Here is a 17,091-nt window from a genome sequence, read left to right as displayed (position 1 = left end):
CTAGAATCCGATGGATTGCAAATAGTTGCGGTTCAGTTTTGCGTCGTCGATAGGCGAGGTGTCGCCCTCAGGGTCGCAATCCTGTTCAACGGTGCACCAGCCATTGAAATCATTGTCCAACAACAACTGCCGTAAAGCGGGGAAATCAACATCGCCGTCGCCCAAATTACAGAAAATTCCCTGCCCACAAGCCGTGTAGAAATCCGTACGCTTGGCCACAACATCGGCTTTAACCTTGGGGTCGATATCCTTGAAGTGCATATAGCTGATGCGATCAATATGCCGCTTCATAAACGCAACGGGATCATAACCAGCATAGGAATGATGCCCCGTATCAAAACAAATCTTCAGGATGTTTTCATCGACTTCACTTAAAAGGCGCTCCAACTCCGGTTCAAAATCAATGAACCCAGCAGCGTGGGCGTGAATGCCAACCTTTAGGCCGTATTCTTCGGTCCCCAAACGCGCGACAGTGGCGATGCGGTCACGAAAGGCCGTCCATTCCGCCTTGTCCATCTGCTCAGCTTCGCTCGCGCGTCCTGCGGTCGGCGCGCGGCGTGGGGATATACTGTCGATGAGCACCAAATGCTCTGCGCCATGTGCTTTTAGGGCCTCGCACGTCCGGACGGCACCGTCCATCACGTTGTCCCACATATCAGGATCATGGAACGGGCGGAAAATAACGCCCCCGACCAGTTCTTGGCCAAATTCAGCCAAGGCATCTGCCAATATTGCTGGGTCTTCTGGCATAAACCCTACAGGTCCAAGTTCGATGCCGGTGAAGCCCGCGCTTGCGTTTTCTTGCAAAACTTTGCGCCACGCGGGATTACGCGGATCATCTGCAAATTCCACGCCCCAAGAGCAGGGCGCATTGCCTATTTTAATCATGTTATTACCCTTTTTAAAAATCTGAGATCTGAACCCAGGCTTGTTTTTCACTCGACGCGAGTGCAGCGGCGACGACCCGATTGACTTCCATACCTTCGGAGAAAGTCGGCCAGATGTTTCGTTTTTCGTGGATGGCACGCAGAAAATCATGCGCCTCGATAATGATAAGGTCTTGGTACCCCGTGCCGTGGCCTGGCCCCTGACAAAATGCCAAATAATCCGGATGGGCTGGTCCCGCGAGTATCTTGCGAAAACCGCGTTCTGCCTCTGGACCTTCCATTGTATAGAGATGCAGCGCGTTCTGGTCTTCCTGATCAAAGCGGATTGCGCCTTTGGTGCCAAAGATCTCATAGGCGTAGCCCATCTTACGACCCGTCGCGACACGACTAAAGAACAGATGCCCCTGTGCACCATTCTCAAATTTGCACATCATTTGCGCCTGATCGTCGTTGGTAACAATACCGCCAGGGCGGTTGGCATGCACGGTTTCTACGTTTGCATTGAGCGAGGCAATCGGACCAATCAGCGCCCGTGCTGCATTGATCATATGCGGGGCCAAATCGCCCATCGTCCCATTGGCCGCGCCTTGCGTGCGCCATGTTGCTGGCAAACTGGCATCGGCCAGAAAATCCTCCGTATGCTCGCCCCGAAACCAAGTGACATCGCCAATGCGCCCATCGGCAATCAACTGGCGGGCGTATTGCGACGCAGGCGTACGAATGTAATTAAACCCAACCATGTTAACACAACCAGAAGCCTCAGCTGCAGCCAGCATAGCACGGCTTTGCGCCAGAGATTCCCCAAGCGGCTTTTCGCAGAACACCGGCTTGCCGATCGCAAATGCCGCCTTCGCGATTTCACAATGCGTTGATTGCGGAGACGCAATCACAATGGCCTCAACTTTTGAATCCTCCACAAGAGCGCGCCAATCGGTCGTTGCTCGGGCGAATCCATATTTGTCACGGTATGTCTGTGCGCTTTCCTGCGACGTTGCACAGACCATTTCCAACACAGGGCGCAATGGGGTTTCAAAAAGGCTCCCAACAGAGCCGTAGGCCGCAGCATGCGCTTTGCCCATATAGCCGCCGCCAACAATCCCTATGCCTATTTTCGTCATGCCGCCCCCCAAAGTAAAAGCACTATTGCAACCGGTTGCAAATTATGTAACCTTGTTTATGCGCAGGGGTCAATACCCATAACGTTGCGCATCTCAAATGACTACGCGTGGAGAGCACTTTGGCACAAGCGAACGAGACGGTTACCCTAACAGTTGCACAGGCAATTGTACGCTATTTGGCAGCGCAATACATTGACATTGATGGAGAACGCGTTCGACTGTGTGGCGGTGGCTTTGGCATTTTCGGTCATGGAAATGTCACGTGTTTAGGCGAAGCTCTTTACACCCACAAAGATGAATTGCCTCTTTATCGCGGCCAAAATGAGCAGGGCATGGGATTTGCTGCCGCAGCTTACGCCAAGGCCAATCTGCGGAGTCGATTTATGTTTTGCACGGCCTCCGCGGGCCCCGGAACGGCCAATCTTCTGACCAGTGCCGCCTTGGCCCACGCCAACCGCCTCCCAGTTTTGATGCTGTGTGGCGATACGTTTGTGACCCGCCTCCCCGATCCAGTGCTGCAACAGTTGGAACATTTTGGCAATCCGAGCCTTGGTCTCAATGACGCGTTCAAATCCGTAAGCCGTTTTTGGGATCGCATCACCCATCCCGCGCAAATCCTCCAATCCCTCCCCGCAGCCCTCGCCACACTGTTGGACCCCGCCGATTGCGGCCCCGCGTTCATTGGACTGCCGCAAGATGTTCAGGGTTGGACATATGATTACCCCGTCGTATTCTTTGATGAACATGTGCATCGCATTCGCCGCCAAGCCCCCGACATGGCGGAGGTTGCCGATGCCGTGGCGCTTCTAAAGTCTGCCAAACGTCCGATGATTATCGCAGGCGGTGGTGTGCAATATTCGGGTGCCGTATCCGAGCTGACCAAATTTGCCGAAGCGCATAATATTCCCGTGGTGGAAACCATTGCAGGTCGCGCCAACATGCTCGCGACCCACGACCTAAACATTGGTCCTATTGGGGTTACGGGCTCGAATTCGGCGAATACAATTGCAGAACAAGCGGATGTCATTCTAGCGGTGGGCACGCGCCTTCAGGATTTCACGACCGGTTCGTGGACAGCCTTCGCGAAGGACGCAAAGATCATCGGGTTGAACGCCGCGCGTCATGATGCGGCGAAACATATGTCGTTGACCGTTGTGGGCGACGCAAAACTGGGAATTACCGCGCTGAGCGATGAGCTTTCAGGATATCAAACCCCCGCCGGTTGGACAGCATTTTCCCGCGACGAACGCAGCAAGTGGAATACCTATGTAGCCCAAAACACCAGCCTTGGAAATGGCCCCTCTTCCTATGCACAGGCCATCGGCGTTGTGAACGCTGCGTGCGATTCCCGCGACCGCATCGTTGCCGCCGCAGGCGGATTGCCCGCCGAAGTCACCGCAAATTGGAACACTTTGGACATTGGCACGGTCGATGTTGAATTTGGCTTCTCTTGTATGGGTTATGAAATTGCTGGTGGTTGGGGCGCGCGCATTGCTCAATCCGAAAACGAACCAAACCAAGACACCATCGTTTTCACGGGCGACGGTTCTTACCTGCTGATGAATTCGGATATCTATTCCTCGGTCCTCACCGAAAAGAAACTGATTGTTCTTGTCTTGGATAACGGTGGATTTGCGGTGATTAACAAACTCCAGAACAACACTGGAAACGAGAGCTTTAACAACCTCATTTCGGACACCCCCACCGCTACACATCAAGTGAGTGTCGATTTCGAAGCCCATGCGCGCTCCATGGGGGCGCTGGCGGAAACCATTGAAAACCCTGCCGAATTGGCGGATGCATTTGCGCGCGCGAAAGCCGCAACGCAAACTTATGTCATCGTTATGAAGGTCGATCCTTATGACGGCTGGACAACAGAGGGCCACGCGTGGTGGGAAGTCGGGACGCCTCATACCTCAAAAAGCGAGCGCGTAAATACCGCCCACAAAGATTGGGAGGCGACCCGCCCCCGGCAGCGGAAGGGCTTATAAATGTCCACACTTTTTGACGGAATTAAATCCAACAATTTTGTTGTCATCGGACGCGCGGGAATGGATTTCTTTCCCGACCCTCCCGGCACGGCGACCGAAGACGCTGTCACAATGACAGTTGGATTGGGTGGCTCTTCAGCCAATATGGCAGCAGGAATTTGCAAACTTGGTGGCAAAGCTGCGTTGGTTACGCGCGTATCAGACGACAGCGTCGGGCGGTATTGCATCAATCAATTGAAACGATACGGCGTGAATACTACCCATGTAACCCCCGTTGGCGGCGAATATCGCAACTCGCTGGCCGTCTATGAAACCCGTGTCGAAAACCACCAATCGGTAATCTACCGCAACGGTGCGGCCGATTTCCAAATGGATAAATCGGATGTGTCGGCTGTTGATTATAACGCTTTTGGCGCCCTTATTACCGCGGGCACCGTTTTTGCCGCTGAACCTTCTCGCGCTGCAACATTTCATGCATTTGATTTGGCCCGAGCTGCGGGTCTGCCCATTATTTTCGATGTGGATTACCGGCCCTACTCATGGCCATCTGCTGAAGTTGCCGCGGATGTTTTAAGCCGTGCCGCAGCGCAGAGCGACATGATCGTAGGCAATGACGAAGAATTCGGCTTCATGGCAGGTGGCGTCGAAAAAGGGCTGGCCAAGGCGCGCGAGCTTTCCCAAACAACGGCCGCCGCAGTGGTCTACAAAATGGGACATGAAGGGGCGATTACTTTTGTCGATGGGCAGGAAATTCGCACGGGTATTTATCCGGTTTCGGCTCTGAAACCCACAGGTGCGGGAGACAGCTTTATGGCTGGCTTCTTGACCTCAATCGCCGGTGGTTACGATTTAAAAACAGCTATTTTGCGTGGCTCTGCTTGCGCCTCCATCACCGTGTCACGTCCGGGCTGCGCGCCCGCGATGGCAGACACTGCAACACTCGAAAAATTTCTGGCCGACCATTCCGGCCCAACAGAAAGCTAGGAAAAATTCATGCATATTGCGCCATTTGATAACAACAACAATCCGATCGTAGATATTGATGATGCCACTGTCCCGTTGAACTATTTCAACATTGTCAAATTGACGAAGGGGCAAGCATTTGAGTATTCGGTTCCCGGATATGAAACCTGCATTGTCCCAGCGACAGGTACGATTGAAGTGGATATCGAAGGGTTCAAAGTGAGCGGCCTTGGCCTGCGCAAAGCTGACGTGTGGGATGGCGAACCCGAAGGCGTGTATGTACCGACAGCGGCACGTGCGACCATGGTTTGTACAAGTGACACCGCAGAAGTCTTCGTCGCAGGCGCGCGCTATGACAAGGTTTTGGATGCGTTTGCCGTAAGGTCCGACGAATTGGACAAAATTCAATATGGTTCTGACGACACCAAAACCCACCGCAAAATCAAGCACATCCTCGGTACAAAATACCACGGAAAAGTTGGGCGCTTGCTCGTTTCTGAATTGTTCACCGTTGGTGAAGGCGGTTGGTCTGGATTTCCAAGTCACAAGCACGACACAGACCGCCTCCCCCTAGAAACACGCCACGACGAGACCTACAATTTTCGTTTCAAACCCAACCACGGTTCCGGCGTTCAGATGCTACAAAGGGAAGACGGCAAGGCAGGCGACGCATATCACATCGTTGATGGCTCCACGATTTGTCTGGACTCTGGCTACCATCCCTGCGCGGTTCTTCCGGGTTATCAGATGTATTATTTCACCATTTTGGGTGGTTTGTCTCAACGCTCCTTGGTGCAATATTTCCAACCCAGCCATGCCTATCAATTGGAAACCATTCCAGGCATCAAAGACATGATTGCGAAGTTTAAATAATGCCCCTTGTAACCTTAGCCGACGTGCTTCAACCCGCCTTAAAAGGCAACTATGCCGTGGGCGGATTGGTCACACTTGGGTGGGAGGATATGCGCGCCTTCGTAGCGGCTGCCGAAGCGGAAAACTGCGCTGTAATTCTACAAGCGGGACCTGGATGTCGGGAACATACGCCACTGCCCGTGCTGGGAAAAATGTTCCGGTATTTAGCCGAAAACGCCTCTGTTCCAGTCGTGGCTCATCTTGATCACGGCTATACCTATGACGAATGTTCCTTGGCGCTCGATAGCGGATTTACATCGCTGATGTATGATGGCTCTCGCAAGCCACTGGCCGAGAACATTAAAGAAACCAAACAAATAGCAGAAATCGCTCATGCGGCAGGCATTTCATGCGAAGGCGAAATTGGTTTTGTTGGCTATTCCAATGGCGAAAAATCCGCAGGCACTGACCCGTCGGAAGCGGCCATTTTTGCGGTGGAAACTGGCGTCGACGCCATGGCGATTTCCGTTGGAAATGTGCATTTACAGGAAAACAAAGAAGGTGGGCTGGATGAAGGTCGCATTGCCGCCATCCAAGCGGCAACAACAGTCTCACTGGTCATCCACGGCGGGTCTGGCGTTCCGGTAGAACAACGCGCCCGTCTTGCGCACAGTACCAATATCTGCAAATTCAACATCGGTACCGAATTGCGCATGGCCTTTGGCGAAGCGATGCGCACGGCGATAAACGCAGATCCAAAACGCTTTGATCGTGTGTCCATCCTAAAGGAAACCCACGATCCCACAGTAGCCGCCGCTCGGCGCGTTCTCTCTGCTTTGAAAGGCTGACCAATGCTTAATATCGGACTTCTTGGTTGCGGCCGCATCGGCCAAGTTCATGCCAAAACCCTCAAGGGGATGGATAAAGCCCGCGTTGTTGCTGTCTCTGACTTTCTGCCCGCCGCGGCGGAGGCTCTGGCGCAGGATTTGGGCGCTAAAGTGATGAGTAGCGAAGAGGTGTTACTCGATCGCGGAATCGACGCCGTGGTCATTGGAACACCGACAACAACACATTATGATTTGATCCATGCGGCCGCCGCCAATGGCAAGGCGATCTTCTGTGAAAAACCGGTGGATTTGTCAGTGGACCGCATCCGCGAATGCTTGGCAGCGGTCGAAAAAGCTGGTGTCCCCTTTATGACAGCCTTTAACCGTCGCTTTGACCCAAGCTTTGCCGCTCTGCAAAAACAAATAACCGACCAAGTGATTGGCAACGTTGAAATTGTTACGATCCTGTCGCGCGACCCGTCCCCGCCTCCCATCGGTTATATCAAAACATCTGGTGGCATTTTTCGCGATATGATGATCCACGATTTTGACATGGCGCGTTTTTTGCTTGGCGAAGAACCCGTTGAACTCACGGCTGCAGCCTCCTGCCTTGTGGACCCCGAAATTGGCCAAGCGGGTGATTTTGACACCGCTGTTGTGACGCTTAAAACAGCTAGCGGAAAACTGTGTCAAATTAGCAATTCGCGTCGTGCCACTTATGGCTATGACCAACGCATTGAGGTCCACGGTTCCTTAGGTATGTTGCGAGCGGAAAATATGCTTGAAAACACGGTGGAACTTTCAAATGGTTCAGGATCCCGAACAGCGCCAACGCAGCCATTTTTCCTTGAGCGCTATGCTGCTGCCTACCGTGCAGAAATGATTCATTTTGTTGATGTGGTGCAATCGGGCGGCGTTATGTGGCCTTCCGGCTTAGATGGCTTGAACGCACAGTTACTTGCGGACGCTGCTGATGCGGCAGCACGCGACGGCCTATCGCATCACTTTGGCGATATCCCCAATTAGGGTGCTATTAGAGAAAATCGAACTCGTCTCAGCAAGGGCAGTGACGCTGCCCTTTATGCCGCATCGATTTGGCGGGCAGGTGTTGTCAGAGGAAACTGACTTGAGCGGGGCGGGGCGGGGGTAAGTAACTAGCTTAGGGCCATGACAAAACACTCCCCTTTTCGCTATTTCAAAACGAGCCCTGAAATCATCCGTCTAGCGGTGATGCTTTACGTTCGGTTTCCGCTCTCACTTCGAAACGTGGAGGATTTACTCCACGAAACGGCGCTGTCAGAGGAAACTGACTTGAGCGGGGCAGGTCAACCAACTAGTGTTTGATTATGGCAAAACGCTCCCCTTTTCGCTACTTCAAAACGAGTCCTGAAATCATCCGTCTAGCAGTGATGCTCTACGTTCGATTTCCACTTTCGCTTCGAAATGTGGAAGATCTTTTGCATGAACGAGGCATCGATGTCAGCCACGAAACCATCCGTTTCTGGTGGAACCGATTGGGCCCAATGTTTGCAGCTGAGATCCGTAGAAAGCGGGTCAGCCGGATGCGATGTTACTCGAATTGGCAGTGGCACCTCGATGAGGTTTTTGTGAAGATAAACGGCGAACTGCACTATCTATGGCGGGCTGTTGACCATGAAGGAGAAGTGCTGGAAAGCTATGTCACCAAGCGTCGGGATCATAAGGCCGCGTTGAAATTCCTCAAGAAAGCCATGAAACGTCATGGCAGAGCCGAGGTGCTAGTTACTGACAAACTTCGCTCATATGGCGCCGCGATGAAGGTAATTGGTAACGCGGCGAAACAGGAAACGGGTCGTTGGAAAAACAATCGCGCCGAGAACTCCCACTTGCCGTTTCGACGACGAGAACGCGCCATGATCCGCTTTAGGCGCATGCGAACCTTGCAGAAATTCGTTGCTGTCCACGCTTCCATCCACAACCATTTTAACCAGGACCGAAGCCTCTCCCAACGCGATCACTTCAAGGCCAACCGCGCCGCCGCTCTGGCTGAGTGGCGCGGTCTTTGCGCGGCATAAAGGGCAGTCTCACTGGCCTAGCTGAGACGAGTTCGAATTGGTCTGACACCACCATGAAACGATATGGTCGACCCCATGTCATCGTGACTGATCTTCTGCGGTCTTACGGCGCCTAATGAAAGCCGCCGTTCGCCGCGGGAAGTGTTAAGCTCACCGCCGAAACTGGACATTCATCGCAAGTATCGAAGCTGCATTGCGGCTAAGGGTGCTGTCTGGGCTTTAAAGCTCGTTCGTCTGATTGGGACTCGGTACGCGGACTTCATCCGCTGCCCGGCAGGCGATGCTGGCATCGCTGAGAGGGAAGGCCAGCGGTCACATGCACCGCGTCAACAGACCCCTCTCATGCATGCTTTGCATGCACTGCCGGCAACGGGACACATGACCGCAACCTGCAACGATCAAAATCAGCTCTAACTAAGGCGTTGCAAAAAGGCGGGGTCCATATACGTCCACACATGACACCACCACAGAGCCCGCTTAGATCGATATTCCGACACAGGCAGCGGTGTTTCGGATATGAGCCTGCATCGCGTTGGCTGCATCCTCAGGCCGATTTCTCGTTAAGGCGTGCAAAATTGTACGATGCTCCTCCATCGAGGCATTCATTCGAGCCAACGCCGTGCTGGGAATCGGCACTCGCTGGCTTTCAGTCAACAAGTCGCTGACAGAATGATACAGGCGGCGCAGCATGGCATTGGGGCAGGCCTGCGCTATCAATCTATGGAACATTAGATCTGCTTCAACATGTGTCACCAGATCCCCTCGGGTCCATGCAAGCTCAAACTGATCTGTGACTTCGCGCAGTTTTTGCGCCACGGCATCGTTAATATGTGGCGCTGCGAGACGGCACATCTCGGTTTCAATCATCATGCGCGACTGGAATACATCCAGAATGCTGTATTGTTCGTCAAAACGCCACGGATCCTGACCGCGGGCCTCTTGTGTGTTTATTCCAACCACAAATGTGCCGCGCGCCGGAAGGGTTCGCACTAGCCCCAACGTTTCTAATGTCAAAAGCGCTTCGCGGAGAGAGGTGCGTGAGACACCTAGCTGTTCTGATAAAACACGTTGAGACGGGAGCTTTTCATCCTTCGCCAAAGATCCCGAGCGGATCATTTCCTGCAATTGGCGCGCAACGGTTTGGGTGACGGAACTTTTGTCGGTGGAATAGTCCATGAAGTGCCCTTTGTTTTGGCAGTTACTCTCGTATAGCCACTTTTTTTTCCCAATCCAATCTTATGGGGTTGCAAGACGGCAAGTACCGTGATTGGTTTTGGTATGACCGGACAGACCGGTCATACCAGTTTGAATTTAAATTCAACAAAACAACAGGGAAATCTACTCATGTTTGGAAAAATCAGCAAAATCTCTGCACTTACACTTGTCGTGTCCAGCTTGGCTGGCGGCGCGGCAGTTGCCGATACGCTCATAGTGGGCGCAAATATTGGCAATGTGCCGTGGGAATTTCAGGACGAATCGGGCGCTTTCGTCGGCTTTGAAGTCGACTTGGTTAATGCCGTCGCGGAAAAGCTCGGGCGTGACGTCGAAATTGTAAATATTCCTTTCAACGGCTTATTTTCCGCCGTGCAATCCGGCCGGATCGAAGTGGCAATGTCCTCTATCACGATCACGGATGCGCGTTTAGAATCTGTGACGTTCGCGCAACCTTATTATGACAGCGACCAATCACTCACCGTCGTCTCGGGTGGTCCCATCGATCTAAAGGACATGAACGAGAAGGTTGTTGGGGTGGACACTGGGTCCACCGGCGACATGTGGGCAACTGAGAATACCGGTGATGTCGGATTTTCAGACATCAAGCGCTACGAAGGTCTATCCCCCGCCATGCTCGATCTCGCGGCAGGTCGTATTGATGGCTATATCTCCGACATCCCCGCACTGCTTTATTATGTGAAGGACAAGCCTAACCTTTCAGTCGTGCAACGTATCGAAACTGGTGAAAAGTATTCGATGATGTTCGCCAAGGACGCGCCTTTGGCTGTCGAAGTCAACGACATCCTTACGGGGCTTAAAGAAGAAGGGGTAATTTCTGAATTGCATGAAAAATGGTTTGGTGCCGTGCCCGAAGCGACGACCTCGACTGTGATGGTTTTGGATATGCCGAAGCTTTAGGAACTCATCTTGGCGTGGACCGTTCGCGGTCTGCGCCATGCGACGAAAGAACCTCATGGACTTTTTTGACACATTTCTCAATATGGCGGTGCTGAAGCGCAGTTTTCCGATGCTCATGCAGGGCTTAATTGTGACCCTGCAGTTGGGTGCCACCAGCATCGTTACGGGGCTGGCTTTGGGGCTGGCTGTTGCGATGATGCGCCTCTATAGCGTCGCGCCAGTTCGTATATTAATGCGGATATATATTGATATTTTTCGCTCTATCCCGTTGCTCGTGCTCTTGATCGTGGTTTACTACGCTCTGCCATTTGTCGGGCTCCGATTGTCGTCCTTTGCTTCGGTTCTAGCCGCACTTACCCTTGTCTCCAGCGCCTACACGGCGGAGATTTTTCGCGCTGGCATCGAGGCAATCCCTAAAGGCCAGTTCGAAGCTTCTGAAGCTCTGGGTCTGAGGCCGCGCCAAACGTTAGCCAATGTAATCCTGCCCCAAGCGATCCGAATTGTCATTCCGCCCCTAACAAATAACTCGATCAACGTGATCAAAGACACAGCATTGGCGTCGGTCGTGGCCATGCCCGATCTACTGAAGCAAGCTACGCAGGCACAGGCCTTGGCGGCCAATCCAACGCCGCTGATTGGGGCTGCGCTGATCTATATTGCATTCCTTTGGCCGTTGGTTCTGCTGGTGTCACACCTGGAGAAACGTTTTAATTCGGGGAGAAAGGCATGAGCGGTTACATAAGTATTCGCGATCTTCGCAAGTTTTACGGAACCTATGAAGCGCTGCGCGGAATCAATTTGGAAATCGAAAAAGGCGAGGTTGTCTGTGTAATCGGCCCCTCTGGATCAGGTAAATCGACACTAATTCGGTGTATCAATCGGCTGGAAGCATTCGAAGCGAGTAGTGAAATTCGCGTAGACGGTACGCCAGTTAAGGCTGGACGCTCACTCGCAAAAGTTCGCGCTGAAGTTGGGATGGTTTTTCAGGGATTCAACTTGTTTCCTCACCTTACCGTGCGCGAGAACATCATGCTGGCACCGCGCCTTGTTCGCAAAGCCACGCGCAAGATAGCAATCGCACAAGCCGATGCCTTGCTCGCAAGGGTTGGTATCGCCGAGCAGGCCGATAAATACCCCGAGCATCTGTCTGGCGGGCAACAACAACGTGTGGCAATCGCCCGCGCCTTGGCAATGGAGCCACAGGTAATGTTGTTTGATGAGCCCACCTCTGCACTCGACCCTGAAATGGTGGGAGAAGTATTGGATGTGATGAAGTCGCTGGCCGGCACAGGCGTGACGATGGTCGTGGTAACCCATGAGATGGGCTTCGCCAGTCAGGTCGCTGATCGCGTAATTTTCATGGACGCTGGCGAAGTTATTGAAGCTGGCCCACCCGAACAAGTGCTGGGAAATCCACAAGAACCACGCACGCAGAACTTTCTCAGCGCAGTGCTGAATCATTGATTTCAAGAAACGTTAGGACTAAAAATGAGCACAGTAAAAGACGCAATTGATCTAGACTTTGTACAGGGTCATTTCCCCGGTTTGAAATCGGGTTGGGTATTTCTTGACAATGCCGGTGGTAGTCAGATTATTCAGGGCGCTGTGGATAAAATCACCGAGTTTTTGATTGAACGTAACGTTCAAATTGGGGGCAGTTATCAAGTTTCACAGGCTGCAGCTGAGGCCTTGATGCTTGGTCGTCAAGCGGCGCAAACGTTGGTCAACGCAGCACGTCCGGAGGAAATTGTATTCGGCCCCTCTACAACCCAGCTTCTGAGGACTTTAGCTTCATCAATGAGGAGACAATTCCTCCCCGGTGACGAGATCATTGTCAGCCATGCTGATCACGAATCCAACATCGGACCTTGGAACGAATTGGCGGAATTTGGTGTTGTTATTAAATGCTGGCCGCTGGATCAATCCAGCATGTCGCTGAGGCTTGAAGATCTGGAGCCACTGATGACAGAGCGCACCAAGTTGGTCTGTGTTCACCATGTTTCTAATATTTTGGGAATGGTGAACCCTGTTAAGGAAATCGCGGCATTCGTTCATGAACGTGGTGCTCGCATTTGTGTTGATGGGGTGGCCTATGCGCCCCACCGCGCCATTGATGTTGAGGCATGGGATGTGGATTATTACGCCTTTAGCCTCTACAAATGCTATGGGCCGCATACCGCTATCATGTACGGAAAATACGATCTGCTTCGTGAATTGGATGGGCAGTATCTTTATTTTTACGGCAAAGACAAAGTACCGGGGAAACTGGAACCGGGTAATCCAAATTACGAACTGGCTTATAGCACCGTGGGCATTGTGGAGTATTTTGTAGCGCTTGGTCGCCATCTGGGTGGGGAGGGGAGTGACCGTGCCCTTTTGGAAGCTGGTTTTGAGGGCATCAAGGCGCAAGAAGCGGTGTTGTCAAAGCGGCTGCTTGACTGGTTAAGCGCGCGCAATGATTGCCGTGTGATCGGTCATGAGGATGACGCGGCGCGGGTGCCGACAATTGCCTTTAAGTTTGATGGTTTGGATAGCGGTGCCATTGCGCGGGCTATGGATGACTACGGGGTCGCAATTCGGTTTGGGGATTTCCATTCCCGCCGCTTGGTAGAGGATCTACAGGAAAACGTGGACAACGGTGTCTTACGAATTTCGATGGTGCATTATAATTCGCTGGAACAGGTCGACCGCGCAACTGCTGCCCTTGCCGAAGTTGTTTCGAAGATGGCGCATGCGTCATGAGGGAAAGGTTGGATTTAATTATCCGTGGGGGGACATTGGTGACGGCCTCAGACCGATACCGCGCGGATTTGGGCGTCAAAGATGGGCGGATTGTAGAAATTGCTGCCGCACTTAGTGATGCCGATGAAGTTATTGATGCGACCGGTCTTCTGGTCTTGCCCGGCGGCATCGATGCTCATGTGCACTTGGCGCAGCCAACGTCCGACGGCACCGTGATGGCAGATGATTTTGAGACCGGTACGCGTTCAGCAGCTGCAGGGGGCAACACAACTGTGTTGCCTTTTGCAATGCAGCAAAAAGGCAGCTCCCTTCGCGATTGTGTGCAGGATTATCATTCAAAAGCCGAGGGGCAATGCTACACGGACATCTCGTTTCATCTGGTGATATCCGACCCCACGCCACAGGTGCTTGGACAGGAATTGCCCGCATTGGTACGTGATGGCTATACCTCGTTCAAGGTTTTCATGACGTATGACGATCTGGTTCTGAATGATGCCGAATTGCTTGAGGTGTTCGACGTGGCACGGCGCGAACGCGCGTTAGTAATGGTGCATGCCGAAGGGCATGATGCGATCAAATACATGACCCAACGACTTGAGGATGAGGGGAAAACTGCGCCCTATTATCACGCTGAAGCCCATCACCAAGCCGCGGAGCGCGAGGCGACACATCGCGCTATTAGTCATGCGCAGATGACGGATGTGCCTGTGATGATCGTGCATGTGTCCGGCCGCGATCCAATGGAGCAAATCCAGTGGGCCCAGCGGCGTGGCATGAAAGTGCATGCAGAAACGTGCCCGCAATATATCGTCCTGACGCGCGACGATCTAAAGGGGCTGAACATGGACTTCGAGGGCGCAAAATATGTCTGCTCGCCACCACCGCGTGATAGCGACAGTCAGGCGGCTATCTGGGAAGGTCTACGGGATGGTACATTTGATGTTTTTTCTTCCGATCACTGCCCGTTTTATTTCGATGGGCCCGAGAATACTGGCAAAGACAACCCCAAGGCGCGGACCTCATTTAAATGGGTGCCAAATGGTATTCCTGGAGTCGAAACGCGCCTGCCAATCTTATTCTCTGAAGGGGTGAGTAAAGGGCGCATCTCGCTGGAGCGCTTTGTAGCGCTGACCTCAACGAACCCTGCCAAACTCTATGGGCTCTATCCTCAGAAAGGCGCACTTGTCATCGGTGCAGACGCCGACATCACTCTTTGGGATCCGACCAAAACAGCTGTTATTTCGCAGGACAAACTGCATCACGGTTGCGACTACACACCTTATGAGGGAATGCGTATTACGGGTTGGCCCACACGCACAATTTTGCGGGGAGAGACTATCGTCCTGAACGGCGGTATCGTCGCGAAGATGGGGGTTGGTACCTATCAAACCCGTGGCACAAGTGCAGCATTGGATACACTTGGCGGCAACTGATTTGAGGCGGGTTTGCGTAATTGAAAGCCGTGATGTTGGCCTCGCAGAAACGCGTTCGGTCTTCGCTTGAGCTGACGTTTTATGGCGTCAGAACATCCCGTAATTTCTTCATTTGTTTGGGGCTTTCGCGCAGGTCGAGCGCGGAATGAAGGTCAACTAAGTGACTTCGCATGAGCTCTTCAGCCCGCGTGGCTTCATGATCCTGGATCGATTGAACCAAGGCATTATGAGCGTGGCTCTCGCACAACGCACTTTGTCGGCGCCAATAAAGGGCAATGATGAGCGACGATCTTGCAATCAGAGTTTCAACGAAGTCGGCAATGGTCGCCTGACCGGCAATCCGCGCAATTTCAATATGGAACTGCCCAGATGGTGCTGTCAGACGAATGCGAACCAGTCTCGACAAGGACGATGAAGCCGCCCTTTATGCCGCACCGAGTTGACGCCACTCTGCAAGAGCGACGGCGCGGTTAAGCTTGAAGTTTTCTCGGGAGTAGAGATGTCTTTCCTGGTTGAAATGGTTGTGAACGGAGGCGTGGACGGAGACGAACTTTTGCAAGGTTCGCGTTCGTCGGAAGCGAAGCATTGCCCGTTCTCTTCGTCGAAATGGTAAGTGTGAATTCTCGGCGCGATTGTTCATCCAGCGACCTGTCTCCTGGCGATCTGCATTGCCGATGACCTTCATCGCGGCGCCGTAAGACCGCAGAAGATCAGTCACGATGACATGGGGTCGACCATATCGTTTCATTGATTTCCTGAGGAATTTCAGCGCCGCCTTGCCATCCCGGCGCTTGATAACATAGCTTTCCAGCACCTCGCCCTCGTGATCCACGGCTCGCCAAAGATAATGGGTCTCGCCGTTGATCCTCACAAAAACTTCGTCCAAATGCCATTGCCAATTCGAATGAGCACGCATCCGACCGACCCGTTTCCTTCGGATCTCCGCGGCGAACAACGGGCCGAACCGGTTCCACCAGAACCGCACCGTCTCATGGCTAATTTCAATACCGCGCTCATGCAGCAGATCCTCCACATTCCGGAGTGACAGAGGGTGCCGAACGTAAAGCATCACCGCCAAGCGGATGATCTGCGGGCTCGTCTTGAAGTACTTGAATGGGTCACGTTTTGTCATCCGGAGACGCTAAGTGTGCCACTTGCACACTTCAACCGAGTTTTCTTCTGACAGTGCCCTCCATCTTTCCAAAAAGATTAAAGTGTTGCGTCCACCGGTTGAAACCACCGCCCATAGTGACAAATGCTGCACTTGAACATCGGGTCCCGGTGCGAAAGCATCAGCGAATTGAGCAGAAGTTTTCACTCCCACGAACTTCTGCATAAAGTTGAAGAACGTTGCCGAAAAACGGAAATTTCGCGAACGTATGCCAAACTATGGGCACTTCATGCCAAAGTATGGGGTGCGTGCCATACTACGCGCACCCCTACACTGTGTCACCAAAAATTATAGCACCCGACAATATTCGAGTTCGGGGGTAATTACATTAATCCGTTATTATTCAACTATTTGCGTGAACATTTTGACGGCTCCCTTTACGGCGTCCGAAAACTCAAAAGCGAGCTCTCCTATGAACACTGCGACCGACATGCACAGACCTTGTCGGCCCACTTCTGAGAGTATTGAAGTGGTCCTGCTTTTTAGGACAGGTTTACGGCTTTGCTAAGATGCACCTGGTTTATGTTCATGCCGCGTTTCGTGTTTCTAGTTGTCCGAAGTATGCGATGTCCGGCGTACGCTTATCAAGGGCGGTGTGAGGTCGCTCTGAGTTGTAGAACGCGATCCAGTTATCGATTATCCGTTCTGCTTGGAACCCGTCGGTGATCTCATGCAGATAAATGGCTTCTTGTTTCAGGGATCGCCACAGCCGTTCGATGAAGATGTTATCCAGATATCGGCCTCGCCCATCCATTGAGATTTTGATTTTGGCTTCAGTCAAAGTTGTGATCCAGCCAGAGCCTGTATATTGGCTGCCCTGGACGCCCTTCTAAGTGTCAAGCGGCAATCTGAGCCTGATTAATCTGTTTGTGGCGTCGCGCAATGATGTTGAAGACTTCTCGTGCTATGTATCTTTTGAG

The 17,091-nt window shown here is 52.6% G+C and carries 17 protein-coding genes; 11 read left to right on the top strand and 6 right to left on the bottom strand.

The genetic code is table 11. The annotated features are described in order from the left end of the window. Both AB9F27_RS17370 and AB9F27_RS17365 read right to left on the bottom strand, forming a co-directional pair. Nucleotides 1-888 (bottom strand): TIM barrel protein, encoded by an 888-nt coding sequence (locus AB9F27_RS17370; RefSeq protein ID WP_335586812.1) that lies wholly within the window; start codon nt 886-888, stop codon nt 1-3. 13 nt (nt 889-901) lie between these two features. Beyond that, nucleotides 902-2,005, bottom strand: a complete 1,104-nt coding sequence (locus AB9F27_RS17365) for a Gfo/Idh/MocA family protein (protein ID WP_369757965.1) — start codon at nt 2,003-2,005, stop codon at nt 902-904. 119 nt (nt 2,006-2,124) lie between these two features. Here AB9F27_RS17365 and iolD point away from each other — a divergent pair, with 119 nt between their 5' ends. From iolD to AB9F27_RS17335, 6 genes are all read left to right on the top strand, one after another. Further along, on the top strand, nt 2,125-3,996 hold the full coding sequence (gene iolD, locus AB9F27_RS17360; protein ID WP_335586814.1) for a 3D-(3,5/4)-trihydroxycyclohexane-1,2-dione acylhydrolase (decyclizing): 1,872 nt from the start codon (nt 2,125-2,127) through the stop codon (nt 3,994-3,996). After that, complete coding sequence (gene iolC, locus AB9F27_RS17355; protein WP_335586815.1) at nt 3,997-4,980, top strand: 5-dehydro-2-deoxygluconokinase; 984 nt, start codon at nt 3,997-3,999, stop codon at nt 4,978-4,980. Nucleotides 4,981-4,989: 9 nt separating this feature from the next. Then, on the top strand, nt 4,990-5,832 hold the full coding sequence (locus tag AB9F27_RS17350) for a 5-deoxy-glucuronate isomerase (protein WP_335586816.1): 843 nt from the start codon (nt 4,990-4,992) through the stop codon (nt 5,830-5,832). Continuing rightward, on the top strand, nt 5,832-6,659 hold the full coding sequence (locus AB9F27_RS17345; RefSeq protein ID WP_335586817.1) for a class II fructose-bisphosphate aldolase: 828 nt from the start codon (nt 5,832-5,834) through the stop codon (nt 6,657-6,659). The genes AB9F27_RS17350 and AB9F27_RS17345 overlap by 1 nt, the downstream gene beginning before the upstream one ends. A 3-nt stretch (nt 6,660-6,662) precedes the next feature. After that, nucleotides 6,663-7,664, top strand: coding sequence for an inositol 2-dehydrogenase (gene iolG / locus AB9F27_RS17340; RefSeq protein WP_335586818.1), 1,002 nt, complete (start codon nt 6,663-6,665; stop codon nt 7,662-7,664). A 320-nt stretch (nt 7,665-7,984) separates the two neighbouring features. Then, nucleotides 7,985-8,692 (top strand): IS6 family transposase, encoded by a 708-nt coding sequence (locus AB9F27_RS17335; RefSeq protein WP_369756949.1) that lies wholly within the window; start codon nt 7,985-7,987, stop codon nt 8,690-8,692. 477 nt (nt 8,693-9,169) lie between these two features. On the opposite strand, the gene AB9F27_RS17330 is transcribed toward AB9F27_RS17335, so the two are convergent. Next, nucleotides 9,170-9,868, bottom strand: a complete 699-nt coding sequence (locus tag AB9F27_RS17330; protein ID WP_335586583.1) for a FadR/GntR family transcriptional regulator — start codon at nt 9,866-9,868, stop codon at nt 9,170-9,172. An 87-nt stretch (nt 9,869-9,955) separates the two neighbouring features. Between AB9F27_RS17330 and AB9F27_RS17325 the strand changes: the two genes are divergently transcribed. Genes AB9F27_RS17325 through hydA form a run of 5 tightly spaced genes read left to right on the top strand, consistent with a single transcriptional unit; the run spans nt 9,956 to nt 15,000 of the window. After that, on the top strand, nt 9,956-10,825 hold the full coding sequence (locus tag AB9F27_RS17325) for an ABC transporter substrate-binding protein (protein ID WP_369756948.1): 870 nt from the start codon (nt 9,956-9,958) through the stop codon (nt 10,823-10,825). A 55-nt stretch (nt 10,826-10,880) separates the two neighbouring features. Next, nucleotides 10,881-11,555: an amino acid ABC transporter permease gene (locus tag AB9F27_RS17320; protein WP_335586581.1), complete on the top strand. Its 675-nt coding sequence runs from the start codon at nt 10,881-10,883 to the stop codon at nt 11,553-11,555. After that, nucleotides 11,552-12,289 (top strand): amino acid ABC transporter ATP-binding protein, encoded by a 738-nt coding sequence (locus tag AB9F27_RS17315; protein ID WP_335586580.1) that lies wholly within the window; start codon nt 11,552-11,554, stop codon nt 12,287-12,289. The genes AB9F27_RS17320 and AB9F27_RS17315 overlap by 4 nt, the downstream gene beginning before the upstream one ends. A 24-nt stretch (nt 12,290-12,313) precedes the next feature. Next, nucleotides 12,314-13,567 carry an aminotransferase class V-fold PLP-dependent enzyme gene (locus tag AB9F27_RS17310; RefSeq protein WP_335586579.1) on the top strand — a complete coding sequence of 418 codons (1,254 nt, stop codon included), beginning with the start codon at nt 12,314-12,316 and terminating at the stop codon, nt 13,565-13,567. A gap of 8 nt (nt 13,568-13,575) precedes the next feature. Continuing rightward, nucleotides 13,576-15,000, top strand: a complete 1,425-nt coding sequence (gene hydA, locus AB9F27_RS17305) for a dihydropyrimidinase (RefSeq protein ID WP_335586578.1) — start codon at nt 13,576-13,578, stop codon at nt 14,998-15,000. A 79-nt stretch (nt 15,001-15,079) separates the two neighbouring features. On the opposite strand, the gene AB9F27_RS17300 is transcribed toward hydA, so the two are convergent. From AB9F27_RS17300 to AB9F27_RS17290, 3 genes are all read right to left on the bottom strand, one after another. Further along, nucleotides 15,080-15,406 carry an FCD domain-containing protein gene (locus AB9F27_RS17300; RefSeq protein WP_369756947.1) on the bottom strand — a complete coding sequence of 109 codons (327 nt, stop codon included), beginning with the start codon at nt 15,404-15,406 and terminating at the stop codon, nt 15,080-15,082. A gap of 18 nt (nt 15,407-15,424) precedes the next feature. Beyond that, nucleotides 15,425-16,132: an IS6 family transposase gene (locus AB9F27_RS17295; RefSeq protein WP_335586577.1), complete on the bottom strand. Its 708-nt coding sequence runs from the start codon at nt 16,130-16,132 to the stop codon at nt 15,425-15,427. 565 nt (nt 16,133-16,697) lie between these two features. Next, complete coding sequence (locus AB9F27_RS17290) at nt 16,698-16,952, bottom strand: integrase core domain-containing protein (protein ID WP_369757963.1); 255 nt, start codon at nt 16,950-16,952, stop codon at nt 16,698-16,700. Nucleotides 16,953-17,091 lie beyond the last annotated feature (139 nt).

This window comes from Falsihalocynthiibacter sp. CO-5D18 (assembly GCF_041205445.1).
Lineage (GTDB): Bacteria > Pseudomonadota > Alphaproteobacteria > Rhodobacterales > Rhodobacteraceae > Falsihalocynthiibacter > Falsihalocynthiibacter arcticus.
This window is presented reverse-complemented; position numbering and strand designations above follow the sequence as displayed.

Bases quoted from the DNA above. Each gene is read 5' to 3' on its own strand.
- AB9F27_RS17370 (WP_335586812.1), bottom strand. From the start codon at position 888: ATGATTAAAATAGGCAATGCGCCCTGCTCTTGGGGCGTGGAATTTGCA.
- AB9F27_RS17365 (WP_369757965.1), bottom strand. From the start codon at position 2,005: ATGACGAAAATAGGCATAGGGATTGTTGGCGGCGGCTATATGGGCAAA.
- iolC (WP_335586815.1), top strand. From the start codon at position 3,997: ATGTCCACACTTTTTGACGGAATTAAATCCAACAATTTTGTTGTCATC.
- AB9F27_RS17350 (WP_335586816.1), top strand. From the start codon at position 4,990: ATGCATATTGCGCCATTTGATAACAACAACAATCCGATCGTAGATATT.
- AB9F27_RS17345 (WP_335586817.1), top strand. From the start codon at position 5,832: ATGCCCCTTGTAACCTTAGCCGACGTGCTTCAACCCGCCTTAAAAGGC.
- iolG (WP_335586818.1), top strand. From the start codon at position 6,663: ATGCTTAATATCGGACTTCTTGGTTGCGGCCGCATCGGCCAAGTTCAT.
- AB9F27_RS17335 (WP_369756949.1), top strand. From the start codon at position 7,985: ATGGCAAAACGCTCCCCTTTTCGCTACTTCAAAACGAGTCCTGAAATC.
- AB9F27_RS17330 (WP_335586583.1), bottom strand. From the start codon at position 9,868: ATGGACTATTCCACCGACAAAAGTTCCGTCACCCAAACCGTTGCGCGC.
- AB9F27_RS17320 (WP_335586581.1), top strand. From the start codon at position 10,881: ATGGACTTTTTTGACACATTTCTCAATATGGCGGTGCTGAAGCGCAGT.
- AB9F27_RS17315 (WP_335586580.1), top strand. From the start codon at position 11,552: ATGAGCGGTTACATAAGTATTCGCGATCTTCGCAAGTTTTACGGAACC.
- AB9F27_RS17310 (WP_335586579.1), top strand. From the start codon at position 12,314: ATGAGCACAGTAAAAGACGCAATTGATCTAGACTTTGTACAGGGTCAT.
- AB9F27_RS17295 (WP_335586577.1), bottom strand. From the start codon at position 16,132: ATGACAAAACGTGACCCATTCAAGTACTTCAAGACGAGCCCGCAGATC.